The organism is Maribacter corallii, from assembly GCF_047345415.1.
In the GTDB taxonomy this organism is placed as follows: Bacteria; Bacteroidota; Bacteroidia; order Flavobacteriales; family Flavobacteriaceae; genus Maribacter_C.
The window spans coordinates 133,409-146,379 of record NZ_JBLFEP010000002.1; the positions used below are offsets into that span (position 1 = coordinate 133,409).

The window sequence follows — 12,971 nt, forward strand, 5'->3', positions numbered from 1 at the left end:
TATTGGTTAGATTAAATGGTTGTTCTTAGTTTACCGGTACGACCACTTCAAAATACTCTTGCGCTCCATCTGCCCCTTCTCCTTGCCAAAAACGAAACGTATACGGTTGATCGTACAGACATTTAAAATTAAATGTCGCTTGGGTCTCCGTTATGGCGGTCGTACACCCTTCTTGATCGGTACGAACAGTTCCGAAAACCACCACGTTTCTTATGGTGGTGTCCGCGTCTGCAACCTCAAATCCGCTAAAAGAGGTACAGCCGTCGGGCAAGATGTACGTTACGGTAATCTGATAGGTTTGATTTAGCTCAAAAGATTCCGGTACTTCCGCTTCCGTAATTTGAAGTGCCTTAAAATGAAAATTGGGTCCGTCATCATTCAAGGAACAAGAAAAAATGAAGAGCACAAAACTCACGGCAAAACATATGCGCATAAACCTTTTCATAGGCAGCTCTATTTATAGGTAAGATGTGAAAGCCCCACAAAGGTTGCGTCACCAAAGGGAATGTGATGTGATGTAGGTCTGCTGTCGGTTTATTTCACCGCATTGATGGCCTCACGTATTTTGGCATCCAACTCTTCAAAAAGCTCGGGATTATCATGTAAAAGTCCTTTAACCCCATCACGTCCTTGACCTAATTTGGTATCCCCATAACTAAACCAGGATCCACTTTTCTTAATAATCTCATATTCCACGCCCAAATCGATAATTTCACCAACTTGTGAAATTCCTTCTCCGTACATGATATCGAATTCGGTGGTCCGAAAAGGAGGGGCCACCTTGTTTTTAACGACTTTAACACGGGTTTTGTTTCCTTGAACGGCGCCGTCCGAATTTTTTATTTGGGTTGATCGGCGTATATCCAAGCGAACAGAAGCATAAAATTTAAGGGCGTTACCACCAGTGGTAGTTTCCGGATTTCCAAACATCACTCCGATTTTTTCCCGAAGTTGATTGATGAAAACCACGGTACAGTTCGTTTTGCTTATCGAACCGGTCAATTTTCGAAGCGCTTGGGACATCAATCGAGCGTGTAACCCCATTTTTGAATCTCCCATTTCCCCTTCGATCTCGCTTTTTGGGGTTAATGCTGCTACTGAATCTATAATGACGATATCAATAGCCCCGGAACGTATAAGATTGTCGGCAATTTCCAACGCCTGCTCCCCATTATCGGGTTGCGAGATGATCAAATTATCAATATCCACACCCAAGTTTTCCGCATAAAAACGATCAAAGGCATGTTCAGCGTCGATAAAAGCCGCAATTCCGCCCTGTTTTTGTGCTTCGGCTATGGCATGTAGGGTCAAAGTGGTCTTACCCGAAGACTCGGGACCATAAATTTCGATGACCCTTCCTCTAGGATATCCGCCCACGCCTAAGGCAATATCAAGACCCAGTGAGCCGGATGGGATCACCTCAACTTCTTCCACAACACTATCGCCCATCTTCATCACGGCGCCTTTGCCGTAGGTTTTATCCAATTTGTCAAGTGTAAGTTTTAAGGCTTTTAATTTTGCGTCTTTTTCCGAGCTCATTCGTTCTTTATTTAGGCCCGCTAAATTACCATTTCTTTTCTTTTGTTACAATGTCGACGCAACCTTTTTAAAATGTCTGCATCTTCATTTCGTACGCGACTAATTAACTCAAAATATTTTCTGTTATTTACTCATAGCAGGCAACGGTGGTCATCTCCTTTTTGGTGTTTCTCAAAAGATGCTATGAAGAAGAAAAAAAATGGAATGACCGTAAAGAGTCTTGATTTTCAAGACTCTTTTTTTTGTCCCTTTCCGAGCCATCCTGCAAAAATTAGTACTTTTGCATTCGACATTTTTATAACCTTCCTGCGACGAAGCGGGCTTAAACTATTGGTATAGCATGCAACTGTACAATACCTTAAGCGCAAAGGAAAGAGCTGCCCTTATTAAAGAGGCGGGCCAAGAACGGCTCACTATTTCTTTCTACAAATATGCGCACATCGGAAATCCTTCGATTTTCAGAAATCATCTTTTTATCCATTGGAATGAACTAGAGGTACTTGGCCGAATTTATGTGGCCCATGAGGGTATTAATGCCCAACTTTCGGTTCCTGCCGAAAATTTTGAGGCGTTTAAAAAACACTTGGACAGCATTTCCTTTTTGGAACATGTTCGACTGAATATCGCTATTGAGCAAGACAATCTTTCTTTTCTTAAATTGAAAGTCAAAGTGCGCACTAAAATCGTCGCCGATGGGTTGAACGACGCTACTTTTGATGTCACCGACAAAGGTATTCACGTAGATGCCGAGACCTTTAATGAATTGATAGAAGACCCAGAAACCATATTGGTCGATATGCGAAATCACTATGAAAGCGAGATCGGTCATTTTAAGAATGCAGTAACTCCGGATGTCGATACCTTTCGCGATTCGCTGGATATCATAGAACAAGACCTTAAAAATCATAAGGAAGATAAGAAACTTGTGATGTACTGCACTGGGGGCATTCGCTGTGAAAAGGCCAGTGCGTATTACAAGCACAAAGGATTCAAACAGGTCTATCAACTCGAAGGGGGTATCATTGAATATGCCCGACAAGTAGAACAAAAAAAGCTGGAGAACAAATTCAGGGGAAAGAACTTCGTTTTTGACCATAGAAGGGGCGAACGTATTTCGGAAGATATCATCGCACAGTGCCATCAGTGTGGAAAACCCTGCGACACCCATGAGAATTGTGCCAATGAGGCCTGTCATTTGCTGTTTATCCAGTGCGAGGATTGTGCTAAAAAAATGGACAATTGCTGTTCTACGGAATGTCAGGAAGTGCACAACTTGCCTTGGGAAGAACAAAAGCGATTGCGAAAGGGAAAAGTGGTCAGCAACAAGATTTTTAAGAAAGGGAGGTCCGTAGTATTGAAGTACAAGAAATGATTGCCTATTCTGCTATGGACGTTCAGCATTCTTTGGTAATAAAGGCGATTAAAGAATCCGAATAACGCAACTTAGACCCAAGTCGCTTTTCTCTAGTTTAAAGTTTGGTTCCAGTTTACGCGCAATTATAGTATCTTTACTCTTAAGTTTAGTATGAACCTTTTTTGGCCAAAACTATTTTGTCCCTGTACTGTTTCAGACGGGTTTGGTCAAACCAAGATATAAAATATGGGTTGTAGCAGTTGTTCGACCGGTAAGGACGGACAGCCTCGCGGATGCAAGAACAACGGCACTTGTGGTACCGATGGCTGTAATAAATTAACAGTTTTCGACTGGCTTTCGAATATGTCTCTACCAAATGGCGAAAAACCATTTGCGTTTGTTGAGGTGAGATTCAAGAACAGTCGAAAGGAATTCTTCAAAAATACCGATAACCTATCCCTCTCCATTGGCGATGTGGTGGCCACTCAGGCGCAGTCGGGTCATGACGTGGGCATGGTAACCCTTTGTGGCGAATTGGTCAAGGTGCAAATGAAGCGCAAGAAAGTAGACTTCAAAGACCCTGAACTTCCGAAAGTATATCGAAAAGCAGCTCAAAAAGACATCGATATCTGGCAAAAGTGCCGTGATCGTGAAGAGGAAATCAAGAAGCGCGCCCGTGAGATTGCCATTATCCTGAAACTACAGATGAAAATTTCGGATGTAGAGTTTCAAGGCGATGGTTCAAAAGCCACATTTTACTACACCGCAGAGGAACGAGTCGATTTTCGGCAGCTCATCAAAGATATGGCCAAGGCCTTCGGCATCCGAATCGAGATGCGCCAAATCGGCTACCGCCAAGAAGCGCAACGTTTGGGCGGTATCGGTTCATGTGGTAGGGAGTTATGCTGTTCTACATGGTTGACCGATTTTCGTTCGGTAAGCACCTCAGCAGCGCGGTACCAACAATTATCACTTAACCCTCAAAAGTTGGCAGGCCAATGCGGCAAACTGAAATGCTGCCTGAATTATGAACTCGATGTGTATCTAGATGCGCTAAAGGACTTTCCCTCGCAGGATACCAAATTGCATACCGAAAAGGGACTGGCCTTCTGTCAAAAGAGCGATATTTTCAAAGGAAAATTCTGGTTTTCATACAAAGAAGACCCGGCAAATTGGCATGTGCTGTCAAAAGATCAAGTGCAAGAGATACTGGAGAAAAACAAAAAGAAAGAAAAAGTCGCCAGCCTTGAGGAATATGCGTTAGAGAACGTGGTCGAATTGGAAGAGCGGGTGGTTTTTGAAAATGTGGTAGGGCAAGATAGCCTGACCCGTTTCGACAAACCCAAACGAAAAACTAGAAGCCGTAATCGCAATCGAAAAAAGAAAGCTACTGGCGGGGGCAACCAAGGAAACAACAACAGACAGGGGGGCAATTCGAATAAACGAAATTCGAGCGGAGGAGGCAACGCTAACAGCTCCAATAAAAATAGAAACCGCAACAATAACAAAAATCGCAACCGAAACAAAAGCCGTGCGAAGAATGGGTAGGTTTATAGGCGCCATAGTAATCATGGCCGTTTTGATTTCCTGTAACTCGAATATGGTCAAATCAGAATATCGAGCTACTGACAGGGGACTTTGGAACAAAGATGACGTTCTCGAATTTACGTTCTCCGAAGTCGATACCGTGCAACCTCATGATGTCTTTATCAATGTGAGAAATGACGAGACATTTCCCTACAACAATCTTTTTTTGATAGCCGAACTCAATTTTCCTGATGGGAATACCGTTACAGATACATTAGAGTATGAAATGGCTCTGCCAGATGGCACTTGGCTAGGAAAAGGGTACGGCAGTCTAAAGGAAAATAAACTGTGGTATAAAGAAAACATCGTTTTCCCCGATTCAGGCGTATATACCTTACGCGTATCCCATGCCATGCGAAAAAATGGAAATGTAAATGGCATCATAAATTTGGAAGGGATTACGGACGTGGGATTCGAAATAGTTAAAAAGTAATACGCAAGCATATGGCAAAGGCCGTAAAGAAAAGTACCTCCTCAAAAGGTAAAAAGGGAAAACCTTCTTTTTCGAAGTTTATCAAATGGTTCTGGATTTTATTCGGCGCGGCCGTATTCACCGGAGCACTTGTGTTTTTATCTGCCGCATGGGGATGGTTGGGTGAAATGCCCACCTTTGAACGCTTAGAGAATCCACAAACAAATTTAGCCACCGAAGTGCTTTCCGCTGATGGCGAAACCTTGGGCAAATTCTATTTGGATGACAACCGAACCCCGGTTCCTTTTTCAGAATTACCTGAAAATATAGTAAATGCTCTAGTTGCAACTGAAGACGCTCGATATTTTGAACATTCCGGCATTGATGCGCGCGGAACGCTCAGAGCTTTTGTCTTTCTTGGAACAAGAGGAGGGGCCAGTACCATATCACAACAGCTGTCCAAATTACTATTTACCAAAAGGGCCTCCAACAACCTTCCTGCCCGAATCATTCAAAAGGTAAAAGAATGGGTCATCGCCACGCGTTTGGAACGTCAATATACCAAACAGGAAATCATAGCCATGTATTTGAATGAGTATGACTTCGGGTATGCTGCCGACGGGATCCGTTCAGCTTCAAGAATTTATTTCGGAAAAGAGCCCAAACAGTTAAAAGTCGAAGAATCGGCAATGCTGGTAGGCATGCTAAAGAATTCATCGCTCTATAATCCTATCCGAAGAGAAGAGCTCGTATTGAATAGAAGAAATACGGTCTTAGGTCAAATGGCCAAGTACAATTACGTTACGGAGAAAGAGAAAGATTCCCTTCAAGCTTTGAAAATGGATGTGAATTTTAGCCCTGAAAACCATAGAGAGGGCATTGCAACCTATTTCAGAATGTACCTGCAACGTTTTATGAACGGTTGGATCGCCAAAAACCCAAAACCTGCATTGGAAGGGGAGCGCGATAAATACAGCTTGTACTTGGATGGTTTGAAAATCTACACCACAATCGATTCGCGAATGCAGGCCAATGCTGAAGAAGCCGTGAATATGCACATGAAGAAGTTACAGGCAGAGTTTTTTCACCAAAACACTCCTGATCGCAATAAAACAGCTCCCTTTATTGATTTGGAAAAAAGCGAAATCGATTTGATCATGGAGCGCGCCATGAAAATCTCACCGCGATGGAGGGCCATGAAAGACGACGGCAAATCGGAGGAGGAAATTCGCAAATCATTCGATGTAAAGACGGAAATGACCGTTTTTGATTGGAAAAGTGAAACCAAGGAAAAAGATACCATCATGACCCCGATGGATTCCATTCGCTACTACAAGACCTTTTTAAGAACCGCCATGATGTCCATGGAACCGCAAACAGGCCATGTGAAAGCATGGGTCGGAGGCATCAATTACAAACATTTTCAATATGACAATGTCATTCAAGGGGCACGACAGGCCGGTTCGACCTTTAAACCTTTCGTGTACGCCGCCGCGATCGATCAATTGCGATTATCGCCATGTGACACCTTGCCCGACACGCAATACTGTATCGAAGCGAATAAACATGGCAACCTTGAACCGTGGTGCCCGAAAAACTCCGAAGGAAGGTATTCAGGAAACAGTTATACCTTAAAGAACGCCTTGGCGAATTCAAAGAATACGATCACGGCGCAACTAATAGATAGGGTGGGTCCAAAATCAGTTGTGTCTATTGCCAAAAATGCTGGAATATCACGTGATATACTTGAAGTTCCCTCGATAGCATTGGGTACCATTGACATGAATGTATATGAAATGGTTGGCGCCTATGGTATGTTCGCCAATCAAGGAGTTTACGTTAAGCCCGTTATGGTGACGCGTATTGAAGATAAAAACGGTACGGTGTTATATGAATATGTACCCGAGACTAGAGATGTGTTGAGTAAAGATGTCTCTTATGCCATGGTCGACCTCATGAAAGGGGTTACCGAAGGAGGATCCGGTACGCGTTTGCGACATAGTTCCCAAAAAAATACCACGGTATATGAAGAAATTATGACCGGCTATCCATACGGCTTTACCAACCCAATTGCCGGTAAGACCGGCACGACACAGAATAATAGTGATGGCTGGTTTATGGGGATGGTACCCAATCTGGTCACTGGTGTTTGGGTGGGTGGCGAAGAAAGAGCTACTCACTTTAGAAGTATCAGATATGGCCAAGGTGCCTCTATGGCATTACCGATTTGGGGACTATACATGAAAAAGAATTATGAAAATGAGCAATTGGGCATTTCTACGGAGGATTTCATCAAACCGGAAAACATATCTATTAATGTAGATTGTACAAAACTATTGGAAGATGCTAAAAAGAACGTAGATGTTGAGGATGATTTAGATGATTTGGATTTCTAATCCGTCCTTAAACTTTACTTGAAAAGAAATAAGCATAGCATTAAAAAACGGGTCGCCTTTCGATTAAAAGGCGACCCGTTTTCGTTTTAAAATATGTAAATTGTACGGTAGTTAAGCGAGTGAAATACCCGAGAAGATATGATTCGAAAAGTAGTGAATAATGTAAAGGAAGCCCTTGCTGGAGTAGAAGATGGCATGACCTTCATGTTGGGCGGATTTGGCCTATGCGGTATCCCTGAAAATGCCATTGCAGAGTTGGTCGATATGGGCGTAGAAGAGATTACCTGCATTTCAAACAATGCCGGGGTCGATGATTTCGGGTTGGGGCTATTATTGCAAAAAAAGCAGATCAAAAAAATGATTTCTTCTTATGTGGGAGAGAATGATGAATTCGAACGGCAGATGTTAAGTGGTGAATTAGAGGTCGAATTGACGCCACAAGGTACGCTGGCCGAAAAGTGTAGGGCCGCTCAAGCGGGCTTTCCAGCCTTTTACACCCCAGCAGGTTACGGAACCGAAGTAGCCGAAGGAAAGGAAACACGCGAATTCAATGGGAAAATGTACGTTTTGGAGACCGCCTATAAGGCCGATTTTGCTTTTGTGAAGGCCTGGAAGGGAGACGAAGCAGGTAATCTCATATTCAAGGGCACTGCCCGTAATTTCAACCCGTGTATGTGTGGAGCGGCCAAAATCACGGTTGCTGAAGTAGAGGAGTTGGTCCCAGCTGGGCAACTGGACCCCAATGTAATACATGTGCCGGGAATCTTCGTAAAACGGATTTTTCAAGGAAAGAACTATGAAAAGCGTATTGAACAGCGAACGGTACGGGAGAAGAGCTAATTGATTTGAAGAATTGATAATGATTCAATTTGGCAATGATTCAATGTGAAAATGTGTTAATGTTCTAATTTGGGAATACATTAATTTGAAGATGAGAAACGATAAGAAAAACTTGATTGTTGATCTGACTTTTGATTTTTTTCGATTAAAATCATAAAATTCTCTGAATCGATTAGGGATATGAATCGGTATGAAATGGCCTCTCAAATTTTTAGAAGTGGCACATCTATCGGAGCTAATATTAGAGAGGCTCAAAATGCCGAAAGCAGGGCCGATGTCATTCATAAATTCAAGATTTCGGCCAAAGAGGCGGACGAATTGGAATATTGGTTGAGGTTATGCGAGGCTTCGATTTTTTATCCGAATCTTGATCCGGAATTATTTAAAGACTTAAAATCGATTATCCTGATTATTTCCAAAATAATCGGAACGAGCAAAAAAGGTTAATTGTGAAATTGACAAATTACTAAATTTTCAAACCCTCGGAATGTTAGATAAAAACGGAATAGCAAAGCGAATTGCAAAGGAAGTCCAAGACGGGTATTATGTGAATCTAGGGATAGGCATTCCGACCTTGGTCGCGAATTTTGTGCAAGAAGATATTAGCGTGGAGTTCCAAAGTGAAAATGGGGTATTGGGCATGGGGCCTTTTCCGTTTGAAGGGGAAGAAGATGCCGATATTATCAATGCGGGCAAACAAACGATAACGACCCTGCCAGGAGCTTCTTTTTTTGACTCGGCGACCAGCTTTGGTATGATCCGAGGCCAACATGTAGATCTCACGATTTTAGGAGCGATGGAAGTATCCGAGACCGGTGATATTGCCAACTGGAAGATTCCCGGTAAAATGGTCAAAGGAATGGGAGGGGCCATGGATTTAGTCGCTTCGGCCGAGAACATTATAGTCGCTATGATGCATACCAATCGTGCAGGGGCGTCAAAGCTTTTGAAAAAATGTTCGCTTCCATTAACTGGGGTGAGTTGCGTAAAAAAAATAGTGACAAATCTAGCCGTGCTAGAGGTTGTGCCCGAGGGTTTCCTACTTTTGGAGCGCGCTCCAGGGGTAAGTATCGATGAGATTCAAGGGGCCACTGAAGGCACATTGGTTATCGAAGGCGATGTTCCAGAAATGAAAATCGAGTAATACATCGCGCAGTTCATCGAAAAATTTAGGTCTTCATATTTTTCACAACATTTTAAGATCACTTCACAACAATAGTTTCGTCATCGTCACGTTAGATACTACATTTACATTGTAAATAACCGAACAGAATTTCATCGTTTACCTCAAACCGAATCTTGCCTGACGAAAGAACGGCTTAATTTAAAACCTACGAACTATGGAAGCCCAGATGAACCAAGCACCTACTAGAGATGAAGTACAGGTCTACAAAAACGACTACTTCAGTGGTATGATACTATTAATGAAAAGACTATTTATGCTATAAATTTTTACACAAAAGAAATTTAAGAAAAGAGCAGCTCCCCCAAAGGCTGCTCTTTTTCTTTTCTTATTTTTAGGGCAGCTATCCTATTCCAATGTCTGTTAGGTTTCAAAAATGCAGTCCCACTGATCTTGATCAATTGATCGATATATCTAGAACGACCTTTGTCGATGCTTTCGAAAAGGACAATGCCCCTGATGATTTCAAGGCTTATATCGACAAGACTTTTACCAAGGCAAATATCCAAGAACAATTGGTGCATTCTGATTCCACATTCTATTTTGCATTCAAAGACGAAATTTTAGTAGGGTATTTCAAATTGAACGAGAATACCGCCCAGACCGACGTAAAATTATCCGAATCCGTTGAACTCGAACGTATTTATGTGGTCAAGGAGTTTCAGGGGAATCAAATCGGGAAAGAGATGTTGCACGAAGCCTTAAGGCTGGCCGAAAAAGCGCAAAAGACATTCCTGTGGTTAGGGGTATGGCAAAAAAATACCAGGGCAGTCCGTTTTTACGAGAAACATGGCTTTGTCAAGTTTGGAACCCACCCGTATTATATCGGTGACGATAAACAGACCGATTGGTTAATGCGCTATGATTTGATTAACTTTCGCGAAGACTAATTCCAATGAAAATGAAACAGCTACTATGTACGCTACTCCTAGTAGGAGGGCTTCAATTGACGAACGCGCAAGCGACCTACTATTTCCCAGAACGAAATGTGGACTGGCAAGAAAAACAGCCAAAGGACGTTAGAATCGATTCCGAACGGTTGGAAGAAGCCGTTGCCTTTGCTGAAGCAAATGAATATTCAGGTTCTCGTGATTTGCGGATCGCTATTTTAAAAGGATTTGAACGGGAACCCTATCATCAAATTCTAGGGCCGACCAAAAAACGTGGAGGACCGGCCGGAATGATTTTAAAAAATGGCTATCTCGTTGCCAAATGGGGAGACACCAAACGGGTCGATATGACCTTCAGTGTTACCAAGAGTTTTTTATCTACGATGGCGGGCCTAGCGGAGGATCAGGGCCTTATTGACGATACCAAAGATAAAGTGGTCGATTATATTTGGGACGGCACCTTTGATGGCGAGCACAATTCCAAGATTACCTGGGAACATTTATTACAACAAAACTCGGCATGGTCAGGTGAGCTATGGGGAGGTAAAGACTGGGCGGACAGACCTCCCAAAGCGGGTGGCGTTGATGATTGGAAGTTTGAAGACCCCAAGGAACCTGGTACTGTGATGGAATACAATGATGTGCGCGTTAACGTACTCGCCTACTCCCTGACCCATGTATGGCGCAAACCGATGCCACTAGTGCTCAAGGAGAATATTATGGATAAGATTGGAGCATCGACCACATGGCGTTGGCATGGGTATAAACACGCATGGACGGAAATTGATGGACTTCAGATGAAGTCGGTGACCGGGGGAGGGCACTCTGGGGCAGGTATTTTCATAAGCGCCGAGGATATGGCGCGTTTCGGACTCTTATTCTTAAACAACGGCAAGTGGAAAGAAGAACAGCTTATCAGTAAAAATTGGATTCAGAAGGCTGTGGCACCATCTAAACCCAATGCGAACTACGGCTATATGTGGTGGCTGAACAAAAAAGGCGCCCGCCACTGGGAAGGCCTTTCAGAAAACATGTATTATGCGGCTGGTTTTGGTGGTAATTTTATCGTCATCGATAAAGAACATGATGTTGTGGTCGTCACCCGTTGGTTAGAGCCTAGTAAAATAGGGGAGTTCATGACGAAATTAAGTGCGGCATTGAACTAAAGTCCGCACAAGATATCGGTAGCCTTTTCCAAGGTTTCCCTTTTCTTGGCAAAACAAAAACGGAGTACTTTGTCGTCTCGATGATTCACATTGAAAGATGATATGGCAATACTTGCCAATTTGTAATCGACGATCAGACGCTTTGACAAAGCTTCATCACCTTCTTCGGTGATAGCGGTGTAATCTACTAATTGAAAATAGGTGCCTTCAGAAGGGGTGAACTTAAATCTTGAACCCTGCAATCTATTTAGAAAGAAATCACGCTTTTCTTGATAAAATCGGTTCAGACTAAGATAGTGCTCCTCGTTTTGAAGATATTTTGCCAAAGCCCTTTGAACGGGATGGTCCACACAGAAAACAGCAAATTGATGAACCTGTCTAAACTCATGCATGAGATTCGCTGGCGCCGCGCAATACCCTAGTTTCCAACCCGTGACATGAAACGTCTTGCCGAAGGAGGCGCAAATAAAACTACGTGAAGCCAAATCATCGAAGCGCGAGGAGCTCTGATGTTCCGCCCCATCAAAGATAATATGCTCGTAGACCTCATCACTGACCAAAATAATATTGGTTGGTCTGAGTATCTCCTGCAATTGAAGCATCTCTTCTTTTGTAAAAATGCGACCACTAGGGTTATGAGGGGTATTGATGATGACCATTCTGGTCTTGTTTGTGATTTTAGATTTAAACGCTTCCCAATCTACTTTATAATTTTCTGGATTTAGCTGGTAGTAAACAGGTACTCCACCATTAAGCGCAATGGCAGGTTCATAACAATCATAGGCAGGTTTGATAACGATCACTTCATCACCTGGATGAACAAAAGCTGTTACGGCCGTATAAATGGCCTGCGTAGCACCCACAGTTATGGTAATTTCCTTTTCTGGATCATAGTGGTGACTGTGCAGGTTGGCTATTTTTTCAGCAATTATTTCTCGAAGACCATAATAACCTTGCATTGCTGCATATTGATTATGGCCTGATTGCATGGCTTCCGTTACAAGGTTCATCAACTGGGAATCCGCTTCAAAATTTGGAAAGCCTTGAGATAGATCGATTGCATTGTGTTTTCTCGCGAGATTACCAACAGTAGTAAAAATTGAAGTTTCTACGTTGGGCAGTTTAGAAACCATTTCCTTAGTAAGTGCCATTTTCCTAGTATATGACCCAAAATTAAGGAATTACACTTGCTACTTCGGGAGAAACTTATTTAAATACTGTTTATCGCCTTCGGATTGAAGTTGGCGAGCCAACGAATTGTCAAAAGCAATTCGAACCAACTCAAGAATGGCCTTTGAGTTGGAGTGTGTCAAACTGTTGGTTCGATAAACGACATCGCGAATGGTCGAAAAGCTTACTGCGGTAGTGGCAGCAATATTCGCAAAGTCATTTTTGCTGGAGTTTCTTCTTAAAGTGATCGATAGTTTTTCGCTTATGGGCTTTCCATAGTCTTCTTCTTTGAACATTGGCTGAGTGATATTTATAGTTAAGGCTTAGAATTACATCGTTTGGTTGCATATTTTGCTATATTTGTCTGTAAACGAATTACAAATAGTGCAATTAAATTTCGTATACCACAAAATGTGTAAGATTATTACACAATA

12 protein-coding genes and 1 pseudogene are annotated in these 12,971 nt (G+C 42.6%); 9 read left to right on the forward strand and 4 right to left on the reverse strand.

Going from position 1 to position 12,971, the window contains the following annotated elements:
* Window positions 1-25: 25 nt before the first annotated feature.
* Window positions 26-445 carry a hypothetical protein gene (locus ACKWCA_RS05905; protein ID WP_413977239.1) on the reverse strand — a complete coding sequence of 140 codons (420 nt, stop codon included), beginning with the start codon at window positions 443-445 and terminating at the stop codon, window positions 26-28.
* 89 nt (window positions 446-534) lie between these two features.
* Entirely contained in the window at window positions 535-1,539 is a 1,005-nt protein-coding gene (gene recA, locus ACKWCA_RS05910) for a recombinase RecA (protein WP_413977240.1), read from the reverse strand.
* 340 nt (window positions 1,540-1,879) lie between these two features.
* Here recA and trhO point away from each other — a divergent pair, with 340 nt between their 5' ends.
* The 9 genes and pseudogenes from trhO (at window position 1,880) to ACKWCA_RS05955 (ending at window position 11,367) form a co-directional block, all read left to right on the forward strand.
* Window positions 1,880-2,911, forward strand: coding sequence for an oxygen-dependent tRNA uridine(34) hydroxylase TrhO (gene trhO, locus ACKWCA_RS05915; protein ID WP_413977241.1), 1,032 nt, complete (start codon window positions 1,880-1,882; stop codon window positions 2,909-2,911).
* A gap of 228 nt (window positions 2,912-3,139) precedes the next feature.
* Window positions 3,140-4,441: a PSP1 domain-containing protein gene (locus tag ACKWCA_RS05920; protein WP_413977242.1), complete on the forward strand. Its 1,302-nt coding sequence runs from the start codon at window positions 3,140-3,142 to the stop codon at window positions 4,439-4,441.
* On the forward strand, window positions 4,434-4,913 hold the full coding sequence (locus tag ACKWCA_RS05925; RefSeq protein ID WP_413977243.1) for a gliding motility lipoprotein GldH: 480 nt from the start codon (window positions 4,434-4,436) through the stop codon (window positions 4,911-4,913). The genes ACKWCA_RS05920 and ACKWCA_RS05925 overlap by 8 nt, the downstream gene beginning before the upstream one ends.
* An 11-nt stretch (window positions 4,914-4,924) precedes the next feature.
* On the forward strand, window positions 4,925-7,288 hold the full coding sequence (locus tag ACKWCA_RS05930) for a penicillin-binding protein 1A (protein ID WP_413977244.1): 2,364 nt from the start codon (window positions 4,925-4,927) through the stop codon (window positions 7,286-7,288).
* A gap of 138 nt (window positions 7,289-7,426) precedes the next feature.
* On the forward strand, window positions 7,427-8,128 hold the full coding sequence (locus ACKWCA_RS05935; RefSeq protein WP_413977245.1) for a CoA transferase subunit A: 702 nt from the start codon (window positions 7,427-7,429) through the stop codon (window positions 8,126-8,128).
* Window positions 8,129-8,219: 91 nt separating this feature from the next.
* Window positions 8,220-8,575, forward strand: a pseudogene (locus tag ACKWCA_RS05940) (four helix bundle protein).
* Window positions 8,576-8,615: 40 nt separating this feature from the next.
* Complete coding sequence (locus ACKWCA_RS05945; RefSeq protein WP_413977246.1) at window positions 8,616-9,272, forward strand: CoA transferase subunit B; 657 nt, start codon at window positions 8,616-8,618, stop codon at window positions 9,270-9,272.
* 395 nt (window positions 9,273-9,667) lie between these two features.
* Window positions 9,668-10,201, forward strand: coding sequence for a GNAT family N-acetyltransferase (locus ACKWCA_RS05950; protein ID WP_413977247.1), 534 nt, complete (start codon window positions 9,668-9,670; stop codon window positions 10,199-10,201).
* A gap of 11 nt (window positions 10,202-10,212) precedes the next feature.
* Window positions 10,213-11,367 (forward strand): serine hydrolase domain-containing protein, encoded by a 1,155-nt coding sequence (locus ACKWCA_RS05955; protein WP_413977248.1) that lies wholly within the window; start codon window positions 10,213-10,215, stop codon window positions 11,365-11,367.
* Here the strand turns inward: ACKWCA_RS05955 and ACKWCA_RS05960 are convergent.
* Together ACKWCA_RS05960 and ACKWCA_RS05965 are read right to left on the reverse strand one after the other, a co-directional pair.
* Window positions 11,364-12,518, reverse strand: a complete 1,155-nt coding sequence (locus tag ACKWCA_RS05960) for a methionine aminotransferase (RefSeq protein ID WP_413977249.1) — start codon at window positions 12,516-12,518, stop codon at window positions 11,364-11,366. The two genes, ACKWCA_RS05955 and ACKWCA_RS05960, sit on opposite strands and share 4 nt — an antisense overlap.
* A 39-nt stretch (window positions 12,519-12,557) precedes the next feature.
* Entirely contained in the window at window positions 12,558-12,833 is a 276-nt protein-coding gene (locus ACKWCA_RS05965; RefSeq protein WP_413977250.1) for a hypothetical protein, read from the reverse strand.
* Between the last annotated feature and the right edge of the window lie 138 nt (window positions 12,834-12,971).